Here is a 20,320-nt window from a genome sequence, read left to right as displayed (position 1 = left end):
CATGGTGCGGTGTGGGGTGGTCAGCGGTTTCTGCCAGTGCTGGGCACCCCACAGGCTGGTGTAGGCCGGGTCGACCGCGACAATGTTCGGAGCCCTCGTGCCGAAGCCGGCTGAACCGGGAGACCGCGGGCTGAGCAGGAGCGGTCAGGTCATGGTGCGGCGGCCTGGTCGTGGGCGTCGGCAAGGCCTGCACGACCTCGTCGGCGAACTTCTCCACCCGAAGAGTTCCGCACCCGCTGGGGCTCCCACACCGTCCGCCACCACGGCACCGGGGTTCCGTCGTCCGAGAGCTCACCCATCGCCTACGAAGCCCGGAAATGGCCGCCGCCCCCGGACGGCAATGTGATTGACAGCGGCACCGAGTACGTCGGAAGGTGCATGCTCGGACGACTGGGGTGGGAACGTGGAACGGCAGCAGTGCGTGGAGCGGTGTTCAGAGCTTTTCGCGGTGGGTGGCTATGCCGCTGTGAGAGCAACGGCGGTGGCGGGACTCGAGGAGTTCGGACCGGATCCGGTGCTCTTCCGCTGGCTCGGACAGGCACACGCCGCGGAGGATGAGGACGATCACGACCGCGAGGCTGAGGCAGCGTATCGCAAGGGCCTCGCACTGACACCCGACGATCTCGGGCTCCTGGTGTCGTTTTTGGAACTGTGCCTTCGCGCGGACTCCTTCGACTACCCGGAGCGGGCGCACCGGGCGGTGGGCCTGCAGGAAAGGATCGAAGAGCTGGCTCCGCCCGGGTCTGCTGAACGCGAGCGCGTCGACGATGCGACCGGCTGGGCCGGACGGGGTTACTGGGACGACCTGCAAGCAAGCGCTGCTTGGGGGCACGCCCAGCAGTCGGCCCTCGCGGAGCAGAGTGTGCTGGTCACCGACGCGCTGCGGCGAGCGGCTCGCGGTGAGTCCGGCGAGGACACCGGTGAGGACCTCCAGGCGGCTGAACTGGCTGCGGCGGTTGAGTTGCTGCAGGGGGCCCGGAACGCACCGCTGCGCCTGCTTCTCGCCCACCGGGTCGCAGCGTATGTGCTGACATTCGCCCTGTCGTTCGGCCTGAACAAGGCACTGGTGTGGAGCGGAACGCTGGACTTCAGCCTGTGGGGCTGGGGGTTCTGGGTCCCCGTTTTCGTTGCCGAAGCCAAGCTCCGCCAGGCCAAAAGGCTGGGGCGGGAGCGCGTCATCGCGCGCATACAGGCGCGCCACGACGTAATGGACACCGTCTGACAGCCGACCCGAGCAAGCGGATTCGGGGGTGATGAGGTGCGCGCCGCTTGGCACCTACTGACCGAAAGCGCTGCCCACCCCTACCGCCCGCAGCTGGTCCGGGGAGACGCCGAGGCCGATCAGTACCTCGCGCGCCTGGTCAGCTCTCTGGCGCGCGAAGCCCGTCTGCCGGCATCCCATGCGGCAGGATGGGGCCATGAGCGTAGTCAAGATCAACGTACTGACCGTCAGCGCCGAGCAGCGGGAGACGCTGGAGAAGCGCTTCGCCTCCCGTGCCCATGCCGTGGAGGGCTCTGACGGGTTCGAGTGGTTCGAACTCCTCCGGCCGGTCGAAGGCACTGACAACTACCTCGTCTACACACGGTGGCGTGACGACGAGTCCTTCCAAGCCTGGATGGAAGGCCCCATGAAGACGGCTCACCAGGGCAGTGGCGCAAAGAGCGGTGAGCGCCCTCAACCAGCGGCAAGCGGGTCCACGCTGTGGTCCTTCGAGGTCGTGCAGCAGGCCGCGCCGACCAGCGCGTAGACAGGTCGTGGCGGCCGGCAGGGCGCAGGCGTGTTCGGCCCCCGGGGTCACCTTCTGAGCAACCTGATGACCACCGGCTTTGATCACCAGAACCGGCGGTCCTCCTGTGCGGTCAGGACATGACCTTGTCCCGCAGGAATCGGGCGGCCTCGGTGAAGTCGGCCATGGGTAGGTCTGTGGCGGCGATCAGACCGACCTGGGTGAGCACGGCCGCTTGGTCCCAGTAGAGCCGTTCGCTCTCCATCAGGTCGTCGCGGAATTTCACGACCACCACCAGTGGCACTTCGACGGTCCGTCCGGTCGCAGCCAGTCCAGGCAGCAGGAACGGGATCTCCTGGTCGTGAGTCATCCGCATGATGATCTCCTCGACGAGGAAGTCGCTGCCCACCGACCGATGGACTGTCTCCGTGGTGGTGTTCTGCGGAATGCCCGGAATGAAAACGTCGCGGTAGTAGCCCCGCAGGTGGTTCTTGCCGAAACCACCGCTCATCGTCGGCAGATGCATCACGCTGGCGTCCTCCACCATGGTGGCCACCGTCGGGTCGGCGTCCTTGATGTCGAACTCGTACGCCGTGTGCTGCTCCCACAGCGCGACCATTTCGTCTTGGTTCACGATGTCTCCTCCACGGATCCGTCCCGTCGGCCGGGGCTCTTTACTGATCAGCCCCAGCCGACCAACGAACACCGCCACGCACAGGATGCGACCAGGCGTCCACGAGAACGTACGAGAGCCGTCCCGGTGGCACGGGCCGCCGCCCACCCCTTCCGAGTCCGGGGTCGACCTGCGACTGACCATCCGTCATGTCATGAGTCGCATCGCGAGGGTTGGCCAGGACGACAACGGATCACTCAGCGTCACAGCACCACGGAAGCTGAGCCGGAGCCACGACGCGTGAAGCCGGCCTTGCCCTGCTCAGCCCCGTCGGCCGATGGCTGTCTGGCCGGTTTATTCCGCAGGTCAGTCGGGTGTTCGGACTGGCAGAATCGGGTCATGCCGATAGATCCCTTGCTGGTCAGAGCCCGTGGGCTGTGGGAGGACCTGGCCTCGGTGCCGGTGTCGTTCGCGCCGGACGGGGGTGTGCGCGTGGTCGTCTCGCCGGAGTCGGGCCTGTGCCCGGCCGGCTGGGTCGGTGTGGTGATGCTGGGAGGATCGGCGATCGTGACCGCGCCCAGCGAGGACGCTGCTGCGATCGTTCGGGGCGCTTTGGCGGGGTTGGCAGCGGAGGCTGTTGCCGATGCGGGTGCGGTCCGCGAGGTGCTGTCGGTGGCCCGGGTGCTCGGGCCGGCAGCGTTGGCGTACGTGTCCGCGGACGCGTTCCGCCGGGTGGAGCCCGGTGTGCTGATGGTGGAACAGTTGCCGGGCGAGCACCCGGACCTGCGGGGCCTGGAGAAACAAGCGGGCGAGGAGGACACCGGTGAGGCCGGCCTGGAGGAGATCACCTCGCCCGCGTTCGTGGTCCGCGAGGGCGGCCAGGTGGTCGCCGCTGCGGGATACCGGGTCTGGCCGAGCCGGACCGCTCAGATCAGTGTGCTGACCGCCCCCGCGTGGCGGGGCCGGGGGCTGGCCCGTGCGGCGGGCTCGGCAACGGTGGCACACGCGCTCGCGGCCGACCTGCTGCCCCAGTGGCGGGCCCGTGTGCCTGCCTCCCGACGGGTCGCACTCGCGCTGGGCTTCCGGGAACTGGGCGCCCAGCTCAGCATCAAGCTCGCGTGATCGGAGCGTTCACGGGGGACGGCGGCAACGCACCGGATCGCCTCTCCCCCGGCCCTCATTGGCTGCCGCAGCATGTTGCTGCTCGCTCTTTCGGTGCCTGCTCAGCGGCCGTGTGACGGTGAGCATGCCGTGCCGTCCCGCCCCGGCCGCCACGAGATCGGTGTCCGGGCGGGTGCAGGCTCGCCCCCCAGGGCCGGTGCACCCGACGACCTCGGCGTCATTCATGTCGGCGTGCCGGACCGTCACCCTTGACTGCACCAGGCCGCGTGGAGCAACGCTCTCGAAGCTCTGGAAGCGATGGTTAACCGATGGCCTTCGCAAGAGGGCATCCAGCACAGTGGGACGATGACGATCTCTGGCGCCGCATTCATGCCCGGCATCGAGCTGTCCAGGGCCCTGTTCGAGGGGGCGGTACGGCCGATTCTTGAGGATGTCTTTCCAGGACTGCGCTACGCGGCTGCCCGGGTTGGCAGCGGTTCTGAGGTGCTGGGCTTCGACACACCGCGGTCCGCGGACCACGAGTGGGGTCCTCGGCTGGAGCTCTTTCTGACAGCCGAGGACCACGCCCGATACGACGCGGGTATTCACCGTGTCCTGGCCGAGCGGCTGCCGAAACAGGTACACGGCTGGCCCACTCACTTCCAGGAGAGCCAGGATCCGCTGGATCCGGTCGGGCGCATGCATCTGACTGATGGTCCGATCAACCATCGCGTAGACGTGTATGCCATGGATGAATGGGTGGCCGGGCAACTCGGACTGCGTCCGGCCGACGCGGAACCGAGCGTGAGCCAATGGCTGGCGATGCCCCAGCAACGGCTCGCCGAGATCACCGGCGGCAGGGTGTTCCACGATGATCTCGGCGCCTTCACCGCCGTCCGGCGCATGTTGGCGTGGTACCCGGAGCAGGTGTGGCGGTACTTGCTGGCGTGCCAGTGGCAGCGCATCTCGCAGGAAGAGGCGTTCGTGGGGCGCTGCGCCGAGGTCGGTGACGACATCGGCTCAGCCGTTGTGGCCGGCCGCCTGGTGCGAGATCTGATGCGGCTGTGCCTGCTCCTGGGCCGGCGCTATGCCCCCTACGGCAAGTGGCTCGGCAGCGCGTTCGGCCGGCTGCCGGCGGCAGGGCTGGTCGCCCCGTCGCTGCGCGGTGCGCTTGCGGCGACGGATTACCCCACCCGGGAGAGACATCTGTGCGATGCCTACGAGGCAGCGGCTTCACTGCAGAACGCATCCGGGCTCACCACCCCGGTGGACCCGAAGCGTCGGCGCTATCACTCGCGCCCCTTCCTGGTTTTGCACGCTGAACGCTTCGCGCACGCACTTGCCCGGATCATCACGGACCCCGCACTTCGCGATCTGCCCTTGGTAGGAAGCGTGGACCAGTGGGCAGACAGCACGGACCTGCTCCACCGGTCCCGCGCCATCCACGCCGCTACGCACGCGATCAGTGATGAGAATCCCTGACAATCCCCAGGGCACTCGCATTCCCCACGTGGCGGCGGGACTTCCGGACAGACCGTTAGGTCATGAAACTCCGCCTGCCTAAGGGCTGTCCCGTAATCCCTGGTGGATCAGCGCGCGGCGTCAGATGCGGTGCATCGCAAGGCGGAGGGACGTCCGCATACTGGGCGTATACGGGCGTTCCGACAACGCGGCGAGGTGCCGTAGCTGTCGTCGTGCGCCCGCCAGGGGTTACGGGACAGCCCTTAAGGTGCTCGCTCTTCTCTGGCTTTGCTGGAGCATTTACCGGCCTGGGATGTTTTGTTGAGCGAGCGTCCGAAGCTTCGCAGTATGCCCTCTCGCTCTTGGCGTACCCCGTCCCCGTCTGAAGGGCTGCCCGGCAGTCGCGCAAAATGCCGCAGGTTCAGGACTTGGGGACGGTGTTGATGTAATGGGTGCCGCTGTCGTAGAGGTTGTTCACAGCCTTCTGCACATCCGTCAGGGACTGGGCCTTGCCGGCTTTGTAGTAGAACCAGTTGACCCGCATGTCCCAGGTGCGCGGACCCGTGAAGGGGAGGTCCACGAACCAGGTGTTGAAGTTGATGGACATGTTCTGGCGCGGGAAGTATTTGCCGCCGCTGCTGAACAGCTTGTGGCCGTCCACCGAGTAGGTGGCCACGCCGTGCACGGCCGTGATCATCATGGTGTGCCAGCCTTGAAGGCTGGAGGTCAGTTTGTGTGTGACCCGGTCCCCGGTGTCGGCGCTGTACCAGCTCGTGGTGTCGAGTTTGGGCCCCGGCGCACCCCAGCCCCCGTTCGGCATGTACTCGTTGTCGAGTTCGCTGTAGCGCGAGTTGTCGGGCGAGATCGTGTAGAAGGACTCGTTGACGTGGTCGCCGTTGCGACCGCTCGTGGGCTTGTCGTTGAAGTAGATCCGGGCGGCGTAGGTCCCCGTCATGAAGCCGGTGCCGCTGCTCTGCACCTCGGCCTGCTTGGTGCCCGCCTTTGTCCCGTCGGTACTGGCCCGCAGTTGCAGGACCTGTCCGCCCACAGCGGTTTTCTCGGCCGGGAATGTGACGCCTGCGGCCGACCATGTGTCGTGGATCCCCGGGCCGCCGGGGCTGGTGCGGACCAGCCAGCCGTGCGCGTGGAGCGCGGGATCGTCGGGGCCGCTGTAGTGGAAGTTGTCGAACATGATCCCGCGCGGGTGGGCAGGCCTCGGGCGGGGGGCGGACGAGGCCCGTGCGGGCGCGGCGGCGTGGTCAGTGGAGCCTGTACGCCTGGTGGGGCTGGTGGGCTCGTCCCCCCAGACATGGGCACCGCGCAGGTATCCGGTCACCGTCTTCGACGGCTGAAAGGTGGTGGCAGCGGCATTGAACGAGCGGTCGTCCCGCTGGTCCAGCTTCCTGCCGTCGGGGCGGTACAGCTGCAGTCCGATGGCTCCGCTCTTGGCACCGGGTGCCAGGCTGCCGGCGCCCGGCGTGAAGCTGATCTGGAGGTAGCGGTCGGCGGTGGTGGCTGGATCAGCCGGCGCAACGGTCTCCCCGGCGATGTTCGAGCAGCCGACAGCGGCCTGGACGCAGTTGAACGCGTACGAGGAAGTCCCGTCCGCGGTGAAGTAGTACCGAATCGCCACGTCCGACAGGAGCACCCTCTTGGGGGAGGTGTTGACAACTTCCAGCCATGGCCGAGCCACCGCGGCCGTGGCAGGGCTCCCGGCCTTGTACCGGATGGTGAGCTGCGGAGGCGCCTGGTGCGCGGCACGCCATTGGGGATAGAGCGCGAGACCACCGGCGACGACGGCGATCACCAGGAACAGCGTCTTGAACACGGTCCACGCACGACGTCGAGGCCCGCGGCCGTCGTCAGGGCGGACAGGGCGGACGGTAGGGCGGGCAGGGCCCACAAAAGCTCCTAGGAAGGGGCGATACCGGGACCGGTGCGGGTGACGGTGGCGGAGGCTGGCGCCGTCCTCCGTGAGCACGTTTGACCTGGACGGTCAGGACGGGCAGCGGCGGTACTCTCCGTCGTACCGCCGCAGAGCGGGTCGCCGGCCGTGTGGGATCCCGTGTGTGCCGGCTTTCGGACGGCTCCTGCTCCGGACCGGGCGGCGCCTACCGGACGGCGTGCGCCGGGGAGCCGGGAGAGTCGAAGGCCGGAAGTGCGACCCCGTCGTCCGGGCTGTACGTGGGCCTGGTCCGTGCGTTCGCAGTGCCGCCCCACGCCTGGTGAGGGACTGCGGGGGACGCGGCCAGAGCGCCGCCGGCCTCGGGGGTTTCGGCGTCCACGCCGACCTCGATCTTGGCGCGGGTGCCCCACTTGGTGCGGCGCAGGGTCGCCAGGGACCACAGGCGCAGCGGCAGCAGCAGCCCGATGTTGAGCAGCGCGTACAGCGGAGCGGCGAGGAATGTCAGCACGCGGTCGACGAGCCCGACCATGGCGGCGCCGCGCAGGTAGTGGAGGGAGCGCACCCACGACATGACGCACATGTAGGCGATGTAGCTGGCGAGCAGGGCCCAGCCGGTCGGATGCAGCGCGATGGCCACGAGGGCGGTGAGCAGGGCTGCGGTGAAGCCGACCCAGGTGACGAGCTCGATCAGATTGAGCCACCAGTACGTGCGGCGCAGCCGGAACTTGGCGAAGAGCAGGAACCCCTCGCGGATGAAGGACTTGCCCCAGCGGATCTGCTGGCGGATGTAGTGCCCGAGGCGTTCCGGGACGTCGGTGTAGCCGACAGCGGACGGCTGGATGAGGGACTTGCCCTCGGTGAGGCAGTAGTACGTGAGGCGCCGGTCGTCGCCGAAGGTCGCGGGGCGTCCGAGGAACCGCTGGTCGAGGAAGTCGTCGAGATTCTTGCGGATGACCCAGCCGCGGTACATCGCGAGGGAGCCGCAGGCGCACAGGACGGAGCCGAGGCGGGAGTAGGCGACCCGTTCGCCGAGGAAGGCGTTGACGTAGCGCATGTCTATCAGGCGCGTGAGGAGGTTGGTGGCGCGGTTGTGGGCGAGGACCAACCCGGTGACGCAGTGGACACGGCGCTCCCCGAAGGGCTGGGCGAGCTCGGCGACGGCGTGCTGGTCGAGCACCGTGTCGGAGTCGATGCACAGATACGCGTCCGCGAGCGGTTCCTGCCGGAAGCCTGCGGCGAGCCCGTGGCGCTTGCCGCGGTTCTCGGGAAACCGGATGAAGCCGAGACGGATTCCAGCACGGTCGAACTGCGGACGCATCTCGCCGATGAGGGCAGCGGCGGACTGGTCGGCGGAGCAGTCGTCGATGACCGTCAATGACTGAGGTGGCAGGGTCTGCGCGAGGATGGATTCCAGGCAGCGCCTCAGCATCGCGGGGGATTCGTTGTACACCGTGACGACCCCGTGAATTTCAAGCTGACGGGTCGTTTTCTTGAACGTGAGCCCGGGGCTGCGGCGCCGGCGGATGGACAGGAGCAATTTGACACCGAGGAGGGAGCCGACGGCCATCCCGTACCAGTGCAATTGGCGCCAGGACGCGTATATCTGGTCCCAGACGTGTATGAGGGTATGCATGACGAGTGAGGGCTCCCTAACATCGTCGATTTGCTCGTACCCCGAGTATTAAAACTTGTGTGTCCCAAATGAAGACGTTTTGTCTGAGACATACGACACATGAAGCTTCCGCGGCACCCGTGAGCAGGCTTAATCAGGCCGCAGTTCCAGGCGGGGAAGGGTGCGTTATCCGAGCCGCCCGGGAGCAGAATTTCATCGGGAATGTATGGGGCTCGTCACTTTGAGTTCCGCAAGCTTGTGTCTCCTGTATCCGGGAGTGGAGTTCCGCGTTCGCTGATGCATGATCGTCTGTCTTGAGCATCGGCGTCGATCGCAACAGGCGTGGAAACTCGCCGTGCACGGACAGCTCGGCGGCCGGACTCGACTTCGTCGGAGCCGCGATCGGTGCGCTGAGGGTTTTCGGGGGTCGTACATCCGGCCGGGTCCGGCCCGTCTGCAGCGGGTGGGCCCGGCCCCGGCTGCGTGGTGGGAGGCCGTGATCGCCATGGCACGGCGGGGCGTGGCCGAGCGTGGACCTCGCCGGCTTCCTCGCTCTCCTGGATACCCGCCCTGTCCCCCATGGGCTGCGGGCCGGGCTCGAGGCGGTACTCGCCAAGGGCCTGGGCGTATCGCCCGCCACGGCGGGGATCCGGGCATGGGCCGGAGCCTTTGCCGGGCCGGTGCCGCGTGCGTGGTGTGCCGTTCGGGGGCTGTCGCCTGTGCTGCCCGATGCTGTGCGCGCCCCGGCAGCCGGTACCGGCCCTGCCGGCGCAGATGTGCGGGCCGCCCGATGCCCGGCCCGTGCTGAACCGTTGCGATGACGAAGGCCTTGTCGTCGGCGCCGCGGGGACGGCCTCCCGCCCATCGAGGGTCCGGGCGGGCCAGGCCGATCTCGTTGAACCGGTGGTTCACGTCCCGGACGGTGTCCATCAGCTGGGCGATCGCCGGCCCCCCGTTTCCCGCCTGCCGGGGGCCGGCGGGTTCATCGCGTGCCGGTAGCGCACCGAACTCGTGCTGTCTCGGTGTGCGTCAGGGCCGGCGCGACGTACAGCTGAGGCTGGGGGCCTGGATCGGCGACCAACGCTCCAGGGCAGCCATGCTCACACCCGGAGCGGATCGGCCGAGGGCCGGTGTCACTGAGGACCTTCCTCGGAACGGTCCGTGCTCACCGATGAGACCTGGCCCGCGCGCATGATGCGTACCTTGTGCTCGCCGCAGTTCAGGCACGTCGGCCGGGACAGCGGTGACGGAACGTGCACCCCGTCCGCCTTGTAGATGATGAAGTCGTGTCCTGTGGCGTCCGTGTGGTGCTCTATCTCGTACGCCTGCTCCCAGCCGTGTCCGCAGCGCATACAGGCAAAGGCATAGGCCTCGTGTTCGACGCGGATGCCTTCGATCTCGCTCATGTGAACTCCTCTGGGTGTGTTGAGCGCGGTGTGCCGTGGCCGGCCTGTCCCACTGGCTAGGGACCGGGCAGCCGCCGTGTTTGTGACAGCAGCCGTCATGGGCCGAGGGTTTGGCTGAGTTTGCGTGTCGGTGCGAGGCCGCCCGTCTCCGTCCCGTGGCCCTGATCGTCGACTCGCGATCCGTTCAGCCCCGGTCCGGTCGGCCCCCCGGACGGCCGTGGATCCGGCCGGCCTCGCTCGCCCGGCTCGAACCGGTGCCCCACCGGGTGCACGTGCTCATGGCTCGGGCACGCGCCCGGTGCGGCAGCCGATCGTCCGAGCGCGGTCTCGGCCCGACACACGCTCGCGGCGCCTACGGCAGGGATCACGGCATCCTGGGTTCGATACTGAAGCGCATGCGCGTCGAATGCGACCCTCAGGCGATAAGTGGCACGGCCTTCTACAAGTTCCTGACGTCAGTCGTCGTTCCCCGGCCGATCGCCTGGGTCTCGACGATCACATCGGACGGAGATACCGAAAACCTCGCCCCGCACTCCTTTTTCAGCATCGCCAGCACCGCTCCCCCGATCGTCCAGTTCACCTCGATCGGCCGTAAGGACTCTCTGCGCAACATCGAGGACACCGGTGAATTCGTCGTCAACTTCTCGTCCGAACCGCTGTTGGAGCTGATCAACGCCACCGCGATCGACTTCCCCCGGTCGGTCAGCGAATTCGACACCGCAGGTATCGAGCGCGAAGCCAGCAGGTGCGTCCGGCCGCCGAGGGTGGCCGCCTCCCGTGTGGTTCTGGAGTGCCGTTCGCACACCACCTTGCGTATGGGCAACTCCACCCTCGTCTTCGGGCGCGTGGTCCATGCGGCAGTGGACGAGGACTGCATCGTCAATGGCCGTCCCAGCAGCGAGCTGCTGCGCCCGCTCACCAAGCTCGGCGGCGATGAATGGGGCACTCTCGGCGAGGTCCTGCACTTGGGCCGCATCCCTTACGAGGAGCCGGGCACCGACTGATCGGGGTCCGGACAATGGTCCTTCGGGCGTCCCTTCCAAGGGCTTTTCGCGAGGGGCGACGGATGGGAGGGCTGTTCCGTTTCCGCGGCCTCCGTTTCCGTTGCGGCGATGGCGACGGGGAAGGCGTGGGCGGGCAAGGCACCGGTGGCAGCCGGTACGGGTGGATGTACCGGCTGCCTCGTACTGGTCGCAGGCCGCGCTCGTTCTTCGCGCTCTGGAAACAGGTCCGGTCGGTGGACACGTATGCCGGATGCTCGCGTGGCGTGGTGCGGCTGCCCGTCGGGTGCGGGCGGCCTACCGAAGGCCCGTGTGGGTGAGGTTGCGGGGGGCAAGGTCTTCTTCGGCCCAGACGACCTTGCCGCCCGATACCGAGCGGGTGCCCCATCTGCGGGACAGCTGGGAGATCAGGAGGAGGCCGCGGCCGTTCTCATCGGTGGTCTGCGCGGGGCGCTGGCGCGGGGCACAGACGTTGGTGTCGAACACTTCGCAGGTCAGGACCTGGTGCTGGATCAGGCGCAGGCCGATCGGGCCGGTGCTGTGGCGGACGGCGTTGGTGACCAGTTCGCTGACGATCAGCTTGGTGGGGTCCTCGAGAGTTCCCAGGCCCCATTCGGTCAGCTGGCGGGCCGCCATGTGCCGGGCGCTGCGGACGGCGGTCTGGTCACTCGGCAGCGTCCAGGAGGCGACCCGGGTGGGGCTCAGTGAGCGGGTGCGCACCAGGAGCAGGGTGACGTCGTCGCACGGTGCCTGACCGGGGAAGGACTCCGTCGCGCGGGTGCACAGCTCTTCCAGGGAGCGGTCCGGTTGCGCGAGGGCGGTGGCCAGGCGGTCCATTCCCTCCTCGATGTCGTGGCCGCGGGTCTCGACCAGGCCGTCGGTGTACAGGGCGAGGAGACTTCCCTCGGGCAGTTCCAGCTCCACGGACTCGAAATGGGCCCCCAGCCCGATGCCGAGCGGGGCTCCGGTGGGAAGGTCGGGGAAGGTGACCCGGCCCTGCGGGTCGATGACCGCGGGCGGGAGGTGTCCGGCCCGGGCCATGGTGCAGCGGCGGGTGACCGGGTCGTAGACGGCGTACAGGCAGGTGGCGCCCACCATCGTGGAGGTCTGGTGGGGGGCGTCGGCGTCTTCCTCGGCCAGTCGCTGGACCGTGTCGTCGAGACGGGCCAGCAGCTCCTCGGGGGGCAGTTCCATGTCGGCGAGTGTGTGCACGGCGGTGCGGAGCCGGCCCATGGTCGCGGCGGCGTTGATGCCGTGTCCGACCACGTCGCCGACGACCAGGGCCACCCGGGCGCCGGACAGCGGGATCACATCGAACCAGTCGCCCCCGACGCCGTTGTCCATGTCGGCGGGGAAGTAGCGCGAAGCCGCCTCGACCGCCTCGCCGCCCCTCAGACGTTGGGGGAGCAGGTTGCGTTGGAGCGCGAGGCACGTGGTGTGTTCGCGGGCGTACTGGCGGGCGTTGTCCAACGACTGTGCGGCGCGGCTGACGAGTTCTTCGGCCAGGAGCAGATCGATCTCCTGGAACGGCATCGGGTCCTGGCTGCGGATGAACATCGCCACGCCCAGCAGGGCGCGCCGCACGCGGATGGGTACGACCATCAGCGAGTGCACGCCGTTCTCGTCGAACTTCTGTGCCAGTGCCGGAGCCTGATCGATCCACGTGCCCGGAGCGGTGTCCAGGATCGGCTCCAGGTGGGACTTCCCGGTGGACGCCACGTCGGCGAAGGGTGAGGTGGGCGGTACGGGGACCGCATCGCCGCGCAGCCATGGGGATTTCGGGTCGCCTTGGTGGAACGAGGCCAGCCCGGCACGTCGCAGCATGGGCAGGCGCTTGTCCGTCGCGCCGATGTGGAACGGGGGCCCTTGGCCGAACGGGACCGACTGCTCCAGGTCGACGACGGCGTAGTCGGCGAGAAGGGGCACGGCAAGGTCGGCCAGTTCCTGGCTGGTCTGCATCACGTCCAGGGTGCTGCCCAGGCGCGTACTGGCTTCGCCGAGGACGGTGAGGCGCTCGCGCGCCTGCCGGCTCTCGGTGACGTCGACGACGACGGTGCACAGGCCCAGCGCCTGGCCGTCGGCGCCCTGGAGGCAGAAGAGCGAGGCCGCCATCGTGTGCTCCCGGCGCGGACTCGTCGGCGGCCACATCCGGTACTGGTGCACCTTGGTGGTGCCGCTCCGCAGTACCTGCCGCATCACGGCCTCGACTGCTACGGCCTTGGAATCGGGCAGCATGTCGGTGAATCGACGTCCGAGCCGCCGGTCGGGGGACATGCCGTCGTGGCTCTCCATCGCGTCGTTCACCCAGGTGCACCGCAGGTCCAGGTCGCGAACGGCGACGCCGATCGGTACGCGGGTGAGAAGCGACTCCCGCGCCGATCCGTCCATCGCTCTCCCGGAGATGCCGATGTCGGTCACGGACACGAGCCACCGAACCGCTCCGCCCTGCCCCCGCAGCATCGAGATCCGCAGGTTGACGTCGAGCATGCGGCCGTCTTGATGGCGCACCACCGTCGTGCCCAACCAGCCGTTCTGGGCACGGCACTGCTCGACGAACGCTGTTGTCGCCTCCTCGGAGGACGGCAGTACGCGTGCGGCGGACCGGCCCACCACGTCCCCGGCAAAGTATCCGAGAAGCTGCTCACCGGCCTGCGTCCATGCGACCACCGTCCCGCGCTCGTCGAGCATCGCGATCACCGAGTCGGACATTTCGGTTGCGTTCATCCGCTTACCGAGTGTCGCGGTGCCGGTTGCGGTCGTGGTCATCGCTGGTGTCCTCAGGTGGGTGGCAAGGGGGGACGGTACGGGATACAGAAAGCCGGATATCTTCCGTTTTGCACCTTTGGGGTGATTGACCGGGCAGGGCTCCGATCTGTGACAAGCCGCGGCCGGCGCCGGCTCGGCCGCTCAAGTGGCCCACGGGGGGTCCGGCGGCCGGTTCCCGGCGGACCGCGGGAAACGCGCAGCGCCGGCTCCCGCCTCGTCCCGAGCGCAGCGCGGGCGCCGGCACCCGGGCCGGCCGGGTCCGGACGAACCCGATGACGAAGCGGCCACCGAACCTGCCCGGCACTCCTGCCGTCCGCCCGGCCGCCGCCCGCGTCCTCGGCAAAACGCATGCGCCACCGCCGGGCGGCCAGAGGGACTGCCCCGCCGCGGGCCGGCAAAGGCCGTGGGAGCGCGGTCCGTTTGACATCTCCCGGACCGGCCCCCATCATCATCGTCATTCCACTAATTGAGTAGCTAAAGGGTGAGTGAGTTCGTGGAGTTCCGCATCGACAGGCGGAGCGGGATCGCCGCCTACCAGCAGATCGTCCAGCAGACCAAGCAGGCCCTGCGCCTGGGCGTTCTGATGCCGGGAGACCGGCTGCCCACCGCCAAGGAGGTCGCCGAGACCTGCGCCGTCAACCCGAACACCACGCTCAAGGCCTACCGGGAGCTGGAACGCGAGGGGCTGGTCGAGCCGAGGCCTGGTCTGGGCACCTTCATCCGCCGGTCCTTGGCCCGCCCCCAGGCGGGCGCCGACTCCCCGTTGCGCGGGGAGCTGGAGGCGTGGATGGCGCGGGCACGCGAGGCGGGCCTGGAGCGGGAGGACGTGACCGCGCTGGTCGCGTCCGTCCTGCAGGAGCGGTACGCCGAGACCACGGCGGCCGCCGGAACAGCGGAAAGTACAAAGCCGAGGAGTGCCAGTGAGTAGCGCCAGGGATGCCATGGACGTCGGGGGGCCGGCGGAGGAATCGGCGATAGAGGCCTACGGGGTGGGCCGGAAGTACCGTCGGGGCTGGGCCCTGCAGAACTGCTCGTTCCGGCTGCCTGCCGGCCGGATCTGCGGGCTGGTGGGGCCCAACGGGGCGGGCAAGACGACGCTGCTGGCGATCGCCGCCAATCTGCTGGAGCCGACGGACGGCACCCTCACGGTGTTCGGCGCGGCACCGGAATCCGCGCAGGCCGGACGGCGGACGGCTTTCCTCGCCCAGGAGAAGCCGCTGTTCCGCCGCTTCACCGTGGCCGAGACGCTGCGCCTGGGCCGCGAACTGAATCCCGGCTGGGACCAGCGGGCCGCCGAGAACATCGTCCGCGCGGGCAATGTGCCCATGGAGGCGAAGATCGGCACCCTCTCCGGTGGGCAGCGCACCCGGGTCGCCTTCGCCCTCGCCTTCGGCAAGCGTCCCGACCTGCTGCTGCTCGACGAGCCGATGTCCGACCTCGACCCGCTGGTACGCCACGAGCTCATGAGCATGCTGCTGGCCGAGGCAGCCGAGCACGGCACCACCGTGCTGATGTCCTCCCACATGCTCGGCGAGCTGGAGAGCGTCTGCGACTTCCTCCTCGTCATCTCCACGGGCGGACTGCGCATGGCCGGCGATGTGGACGAACTCCGCAGCGCCCACGTGCTGCTGCAGGGCGTCCCGAGCGGCGAGGGCGACAGCCGGCGGCAGGGGCATGCCCAGGGCGTCCCGGCGGAGCTCGCCGGTCACACCGTCGTCGAATACCGCACCAGCGGACGCCAGGCCACCGCCCTCATCCGCCCCGACGGCCCGGTCACCGGCCGGTGGCAGACCCACACCCCGAACATGGAGGAACTCCTGCTCTCCTATCTGCGCTGCCCGGACGCACCCCCCTTGATCAGCCCCGGAGCGCAGGTGCCGGGCCGGATGTACGGCTGCGACGGCCCGCGGGGAGCGGCGGCATGAACAACCCGACCCAGACCTCCGCCGGGCCCGACGGGTCCCTCACATCCGCTCCGGCCCCCGTGTCCCCCATCGCCACCAGCCGCACCCGCGGTCCCCGGCTCAGCGGCGTGACCTGGCTCGTCTGGCGCCAGCACAGGGCCGGCTTCTGGACCCTCCTGGCCGCCACCGCCGTTACCGTGGCGTTGCTCGTCCATCAGCGTGCCGACATGCTGGACCACCTCACCGCCCATGGCTATGGCCGGCCCGACTCAGCGTCCGACGAGTGGCTCGCGGGCATACACCCCCAACGGCTCCAATTCGTGAGCTACGGCTTCGGGTTCATCCCCCTCGTGCTGGGCGTCTTCCTCGGCGCCCCGCTGCTCGCCGGCGACCTGGAAAACGGCACCGCCAAACTCGTCGCCTCGCAGTCCGTCAGCCCCAGCCGCTGGCTGGCCACCAAGCTGGTCGTCAGCGCCCTGGTGGTCATCGTGTGCACGGCGGCGCTGTCCATCGCGTTCGGCCGGTGGTGGGGGCCGGTCAAGTACGAGGCCACAGTTCTGGGGTGGAGCGATGGCCCCGCGTTCGACAACACCGGCCCCGTGCCCGTCGCGCTCACACTCTTCACCGTCGTGAGTGGTGTGGCGATCGGCATGCTCCTGCGCCGCACCCTGATCTCCATGATCGTCACCTTCGCCTTCGCCGTCGTCGTCCAGGTGGTCTGGCACTTTCAGCGGCTGAACCTCGGCCACGTCATCACGGTCACCACGGACAAGGGAGTCGGTCCGGGCGCGCCCCGGGTGCCGCTTCCTGAAGCCGCCCTGGAGATCGACCACTGGCTCCTCTCGAGCTCCGGGCAGACCTACGGCTGGGGCACCTGCGCGCACGAGACGTCGCAGAAGGTCTGTACTCAGAAGTACGACCTCGTGGGCTGGTCGGTGGACTACCTGCCGATCTCGCAGATGAGCAGCATGCAGTGGTTCGGCGCCTCGATCCTCTTCGCCCTGACTGCCGCCGTTGCGGTGTTCATCTTCATATGGGGCCGCAAGCGCCTCGTCTGACGCCCCCGAGCCCCGTCGTTCCGGGACGCCGATCATCGACGTACCGAAACGCCGACGCACGCACGACGCCCCCCGCCGAAGGTCTCCGGCGGGGGGCGTCGTGCGTGTGCTCCGGCTTCGATGGCCATCGGCCAGTGGCTCTGTTCACGAAAGGAGGCAGCGTTTCGACGGTGGTTCACGAGGCACCGGGCGGCCGGGGGAGGATCGCCATGCTCACGGGTTCCGACGGCAGCCGGCCCCTGCACGAGCCGGTCGTGGGGGACGTGCGTGGGGTCCAGAGGCCGAAGCCGGGTGAGCCTGGATTCGGGGTTGAAGTTGCCGCTGCGGCAGCGTCTACCGTCCTGACCAGGGCCGGAGAGACCGGCCCGGTGACGCACTCGTGAGGGAGCGGCGATGGAGTGGTCGATTGCGGAGGTCGCCCGTATGTCGGGCGTGACCGCCCGGACCCTGCGGCACTACGGCGAGATCGGTCTGCTGCCTGCGGCCCGGATCGGTGCGGGCGGCCACCGCTACTACGAGGAGCGCCAGCTCCTGCTGCTGCAGCAGATCCTCGTCCTGCGGGCCCTGGGCGTCGGACTGCCCGAGATCGGCCGGATCCTGGCCGAGCAGGTCGACGAGGTGGAGGCTCTGCGTGGCCACCGCCGGCGGCTGCTCGCCGAGCGGAACCGGCTCGACGCCCTGGCCGCCACCGTCTCCCGCACGATCGCCGAACTGGAACAGTCCAGGAAGGACGGACAACCCATGACTGCCATCAACCGACCGGAGAACCTGTTCGAGGGCGTGCAGCCCTCCCAGTACGCGGAGAGCCTGCGTGACTTTCCCGAGCACGCGCAGGAAGTCACCCGGCGGACCGCGGAGATGAGCCCGGCCGAGGTCCAGGCTGGGCAGCGGGAGCGCACGGCGTGGATGATCCGGCTGGCCGAGCTGATGGCCGCCGGCATCCCCGCCGACGCCGAACCCGTCCAGGCCGAGATCGACACCCAGTACCGGGCGCTGACCGCACTGCGCACCGTCTCCACCGACGAGTATCGCGCGATGGGGCGTTCTTGCGTGGACAACGAGGCCTGGTACACCGCGTACGAGGCGATCGCCCCGGGCCTGGCCGCCTATCAGCACGACGCCATCGAGGCGTACGCCGCGTCCAGGCTCGGCTGAGCCGCGGCAGGGCCGCTGCGGGGCGGACCGGCGGCGGCCCTGCTGCGGGTTCGCCGGCGCAGGGACCGGCGCATCGAGGAAGGCGTCCCTGTCCCGGCAGCGGTCCGGGGCCGCTGTCCCTTCTCCTGGACAGCGGCTTCGGTCCTTGACGAGTGCCTCCCGGCGAGGTGGACAACTGCTGCCGGGGCCCGTGGGCGAAGCCGGCTGCTCGTGGGTGATCGGGGTCATTCAGAGGTCGTTGACGGCTGTGTCGGCTGCTCTGCCCAGATGGTCTTTCCCTGTGTGTGGTAGCGGGTGCCCCACTGGTTCGCGAGGCTCGCGATGATGAACAGTCCCCGGCCCGTCTCGTCGATGGTGCGGGCGTGTTTCACGTGCGGAGCGCTGGTTGCGGCGTCGCTGACCTCGCAGGTCAGCATCCGCTCGAAGATCAGGCGCAGTTGCAGGGGCGGAGCACCGTAGCGGACCGCGTTGCCGACGAGTTCGCTGACGATGAGTTCGGTGGTGAACGCCGTCTCCTCGTCGATCCCCCACTCGTCCAGCCGGCGGCGGGCCGCTGCGCGGGCGGCCGGTGCGGCCTCGGGGCCCGCGGGCAGGGCGCAGGTCAGTACCCGGTCCTGGGGCAGTGTCTTCGTACGGGCGAGCAGCATCAGGGGTTCGCCGGTCCGGTGGCCTTGTGTGAGTGCGTGCGCGATGGTGTCGCGCACGTCCGGCAGGGGCCTCGTGCCGGCGCCGTCCAGGAGCGGGCGCAGCGGGCCGGACGGTGCCAGGACCTCGTTCGTGAGCGCGGCCGTGCCCATCGCCAGGATGCTTCCTTCGGGGAGGTGGACGGTGGTCGCGGGGAAGGGGGCGCTGTCCGTTCCGGCGAGCAGGGGGCCCGGGGGGACGGGCAGGTCGGCCGAGGTGCCGTCGGCATGGACCACGACCGGTTCCGGGAGGCCGGCGCGGGCGATGGTGCAGGTGAGTTCGACCGGGTCGTAGATCGCGATGGCGCATCCGGCGGTGAGGGGCCCTTCCTGCAGGGGATCCGTGGGAGGCAGTGCGGCGTACGCGGCGGCGAGACGGGCCGCGGTGTCGCTCAGGCGGGCCAGCAGTTCGTCGGGCGGCAGGTCGAGGGCGGCCAGTGTGTGGGTGGCTGTGCGCAGGAGTCCCATCGTGAGGGCCGCGACAACGCCTTGCCCTGCCACGTCGCCGACGATCAGCGCGGTCCGTGCGCCGGGAAGGGCGATCGCGTCGGACCACGCGCCGCCGCCCTCCGGGCCGGGAAGGTGCAGCTGGGAGATCTCCAGGGTGGTCTGTGTGGCCGGTTGTCGGGGAAGCAGCCTGCGCTGGACGGTCGACGCGATGATCCACTCGCGCATGTAGCGGCGGGCGTTGTCGATGCAGAGCGCAGCGTGCGCGCACATGGCGGCCGCCACCGCGACGTCCTCCTCCTCGAAGGGGTCTTCCTGCTGGTGGCGGTAGAAGCTGGCCACGCCCAGGGCCTGGCCTCGCAGTGCCAGGGGGGCCACGATCAGGGAGTGGGCGCCGGATTGCCTGATGGCGTCGGCCCGGGCGGGGTCGGCGGCCAGCCACGAGCTGTCCTCGTCGATCGGTACGAGGCACGGCCGAAGGTCGGACAGGACGTTCGAGAAGGGGGTGCCGGCCGGCAGGGGGTGCACCTCTTCGACCGGGCGGGCCGGGATTCCCCCGAGGGCTGTCAGGCGCAGGGGAACGTCCCGGTGGACGGGCACCGCCGGAGGCTCCTCTCCGCGGACGACGTCTTCGACCACCTCGACGACGGCGATGCCCGCGAAGGCGGGCACGACCGCTTCCACCAGCTCCTGGCAGACAACGCCCACGTTCAGCCGGTGCCCCACCCGTGTGCGGACCGTGTCCAGGAGGGCCAGGCGGCTCCGTGCGTTCTCCCACTCGGTGACGTCGGCCGCGGAGATCACCAGTCCGAGCACCCGGCCGTGGGAGTCCTCCAAGCGGAAGCAGGAGACGGAGTAGAGCCGGCGTGGTACCTCGGCACCCCGGACGAGCCGGTTCAGTACCGGTTCTCCGCTGTCCAGGACCCCCTGCGCCACGGCGGCTTGCGTCTCGGGGTCCTCGAGTTCACATGCCTCGGTGAAATGCCTGCCCAGCAGGTGCCCCACCGGTGTGTCATGCAGCCCGCGGGTGGCGGTGCTCATGCGGACCACGCGCAGCTGGTCGTCCAGGACGTGCAGTGCCACCGGGGACCGGGTGAACATGGCTTTCAGGACCGCCATGTCCTGCCCCGACACGGTGTTCCCCGCCGCGAGCACCTGCCACACCACGGATGTACCTCGCAGCGCCGGCTTGACCAGCACCGCGGCCGTGTCCGAGAACTTTTCCCGCTGCCCTTCGCCGTCGGCGGCGGCCTCATGCATGAGAGCGGTCACGGACCGGCCGACGGCCTCCTCGGCGGACCACCCGAACAACTCCTCAGCCGGACGCCTCCACTCGACCACCCGGCCACCCTCATCGACGAGGACGAGCACGTCACCGCTGGGCATTCGACAACACCTCCGCCCCCATCCCTGCCCGCCCCGTGCCGACGGCAGGCCCGCTCGCCCGACAGCTGCACCGATCGGCGCAGCCCGCCTCCCC

General features: G+C 69.2%; 14 protein-coding genes and 1 pseudogene. 9 read left to right on the top strand and 6 right to left on the bottom strand.

The window, feature by feature from the left end; genetic code table 11:
* The first annotated feature begins 403 nt into the window (after nt 1-403).
* Both OG878_RS38725 and OG878_RS38720 read left to right on the top strand, forming a co-directional pair.
* A complete protein-coding gene (locus tag OG878_RS38725; RefSeq protein ID WP_328884879.1) occupies nt 404-1,222 on the top strand; it encodes a hypothetical protein in 819 nt (272 codons plus the stop codon).
* Between the two features lie 196 nt (nt 1,223-1,418).
* Nucleotides 1,419-1,748, top strand: a complete 330-nt coding sequence (locus OG878_RS38720) for an antibiotic biosynthesis monooxygenase family protein (RefSeq protein ID WP_328884880.1) — start codon at nt 1,419-1,421, stop codon at nt 1,746-1,748.
* 112 nt (nt 1,749-1,860) lie between these two features.
* Here the strand turns inward: OG878_RS38720 and OG878_RS38715 are convergent, their stop codons facing one another.
* Nucleotides 1,861-2,361, bottom strand: a complete 501-nt coding sequence (locus tag OG878_RS38715) for a nuclear transport factor 2 family protein (RefSeq protein ID WP_328884881.1) — start codon at nt 2,359-2,361, stop codon at nt 1,861-1,863.
* A 378-nt stretch (nt 2,362-2,739) separates the two neighbouring features.
* Here OG878_RS38715 and OG878_RS38710 point away from each other — a divergent pair, with 378 nt between their 5' ends.
* Together OG878_RS38710 and OG878_RS38705 are read left to right on the top strand one after the other, a co-directional pair.
* Nucleotides 2,740-3,462: a GNAT family N-acetyltransferase gene (locus tag OG878_RS38710; protein WP_328884882.1), complete on the top strand. Its 723-nt coding sequence runs from the start codon at nt 2,740-2,742 to the stop codon at nt 3,460-3,462.
* A gap of 345 nt (nt 3,463-3,807) precedes the next feature.
* Nucleotides 3,808-4,923: a DUF4037 domain-containing protein gene (locus OG878_RS38705; RefSeq protein ID WP_328884883.1), complete on the top strand. Its 1,116-nt coding sequence runs from the start codon at nt 3,808-3,810 to the stop codon at nt 4,921-4,923.
* Nucleotides 4,924-5,323: 400 nt separating this feature from the next.
* On the opposite strand, the gene OG878_RS38700 is transcribed toward OG878_RS38705, so the two are convergent.
* The 3 genes and pseudogenes from OG878_RS38700 to OG878_RS38685 all read right to left on the bottom strand — a co-directional run.
* Entirely contained in the window at nt 5,324-6,730 is a 1,407-nt protein-coding gene (locus OG878_RS38700) for a cellulose binding domain-containing protein (RefSeq protein ID WP_328884884.1), read from the bottom strand.
* 283 nt (nt 6,731-7,013) lie between these two features.
* Nucleotides 7,014-8,441 carry a glycosyltransferase gene (locus OG878_RS38695; RefSeq protein ID WP_328884885.1) on the bottom strand — a complete coding sequence of 476 codons (1,428 nt, stop codon included), beginning with the start codon at nt 8,439-8,441 and terminating at the stop codon, nt 7,014-7,016.
* 1,145 nt (nt 8,442-9,586) lie between these two features.
* Nucleotides 9,587-9,826, bottom strand: a pseudogene (locus OG878_RS38685) (hypothetical protein); the annotation flags it as partial.
* A 395-nt stretch (nt 9,827-10,221) separates the two neighbouring features.
* Between OG878_RS38685 and OG878_RS38680 the strand changes: the two are divergent.
* Entirely contained in the window at nt 10,222-10,830 is a 609-nt protein-coding gene (locus OG878_RS38680; protein ID WP_328884886.1) for a flavin reductase family protein, read from the top strand.
* Nucleotides 10,831-11,124: 294 nt separating this feature from the next.
* Here the strand turns inward: OG878_RS38680 and OG878_RS38675 are convergent, their stop codons facing one another.
* Nucleotides 11,125-13,593 (bottom strand): SpoIIE family protein phosphatase, encoded by a 2,469-nt coding sequence (locus tag OG878_RS38675; protein WP_328884887.1) that lies wholly within the window; start codon nt 13,591-13,593, stop codon nt 11,125-11,127.
* Between the two features lie 481 nt (nt 13,594-14,074).
* Between OG878_RS38675 and OG878_RS38670 the strand changes: the two genes are divergently transcribed.
* The 4 genes from OG878_RS38670 to OG878_RS38655 all read left to right on the top strand — a co-directional run bounded on the left by OG878_RS38670 (nt 14,075) and on the right by OG878_RS38655 (nt 17,710).
* Entirely contained in the window at nt 14,075-14,521 is a 447-nt protein-coding gene (locus tag OG878_RS38670) for a GntR family transcriptional regulator (protein ID WP_328884888.1), read from the top strand.
* A 13-nt stretch (nt 14,522-14,534) separates the two neighbouring features.
* A complete protein-coding gene (locus tag OG878_RS38665) occupies nt 14,535-15,518 on the top strand; it encodes an ABC transporter ATP-binding protein (RefSeq protein WP_328891087.1) in 984 nt (327 codons plus the stop codon).
* The gene (locus OG878_RS38660) at nt 15,515-16,555 is read left to right on the top strand and encodes an ABC transporter permease subunit (protein WP_328884889.1); all 1,041 of its coding nucleotides are present in this window, start codon (nt 15,515-15,517) and stop codon (nt 16,553-16,555) included. The genes OG878_RS38665 and OG878_RS38660 overlap by 4 nt, the downstream gene beginning before the upstream one ends.
* 393 nt (nt 16,556-16,948) lie before the next feature.
* A complete protein-coding gene (locus tag OG878_RS38655) occupies nt 16,949-17,710 on the top strand; it encodes a MerR family transcriptional regulator (protein ID WP_328884890.1) in 762 nt (253 codons plus the stop codon).
* Nucleotides 17,711-17,934: 224 nt separating this feature from the next.
* On the opposite strand, the gene OG878_RS38650 is transcribed toward OG878_RS38655, so the two are convergent.
* On the bottom strand, nt 17,935-20,226 hold the full coding sequence (locus tag OG878_RS38650; RefSeq protein WP_328891077.1) for a SpoIIE family protein phosphatase: 2,292 nt from the start codon (nt 20,224-20,226) through the stop codon (nt 17,935-17,937).
* Nucleotides 20,227-20,320 lie beyond the last annotated feature (94 nt).

Source organism: Streptomyces sp. NBC_00316, from assembly GCF_036158715.1.
GTDB lineage: Bacteria > Actinomycetota > Actinomycetes > Streptomycetales > Streptomycetaceae > Streptomyces.
This window is presented reverse-complemented; position numbering and strand designations above follow the sequence as displayed.

Excerpts from the sequence above, each read along its gene's own strand:
- OG878_RS38710 (WP_328884882.1), top strand. The coding sequence starts at position 2,740 with ATGCCGATAGATCCCTTGCTGGTCAGAGCCCGTGGGCTGTGGGAGGAC.
- OG878_RS38680 (WP_328884886.1), top strand. The coding sequence starts at position 10,222 with ATGCGCGTCGAATGCGACCCTCAGGCGATAAGTGGCACGGCCTTCTAC.
- OG878_RS38650 (WP_328891077.1), bottom strand. The coding sequence starts at position 20,226 with ATGCCCAGCGGTGACGTGCTCGTCCTCGTCGATGAGGGTGGCCGGGTG.
- OG878_RS38660 (WP_328884889.1), top strand. The coding sequence starts at position 15,515 with ATGAACAACCCGACCCAGACCTCCGCCGGGCCCGACGGGTCCCTCACA.
- OG878_RS38705 (WP_328884883.1), top strand. The coding sequence starts at position 3,808 with ATGACGATCTCTGGCGCCGCATTCATGCCCGGCATCGAGCTGTCCAGG.
- OG878_RS38665 (WP_328891087.1), top strand. The coding sequence starts at position 14,535 with ATGGACGTCGGGGGGCCGGCGGAGGAATCGGCGATAGAGGCCTACGGG.
- OG878_RS38720 (WP_328884880.1), top strand. The coding sequence starts at position 1,419 with ATGAGCGTAGTCAAGATCAACGTACTGACCGTCAGCGCCGAGCAGCGG.
- OG878_RS38695 (WP_328884885.1), bottom strand. The coding sequence starts at position 8,441 with ATGCATACCCTCATACACGTCTGGGACCAGATATACGCGTCCTGGCGC.
- OG878_RS38675 (WP_328884887.1), bottom strand. The coding sequence starts at position 13,593 with ATGACCACGACCGCAACCGGCACCGCGACACTCGGTAAGCGGATGAAC.
- OG878_RS38655 (WP_328884890.1), top strand. The coding sequence starts at position 16,949 with ATGGAGTGGTCGATTGCGGAGGTCGCCCGTATGTCGGGCGTGACCGCC.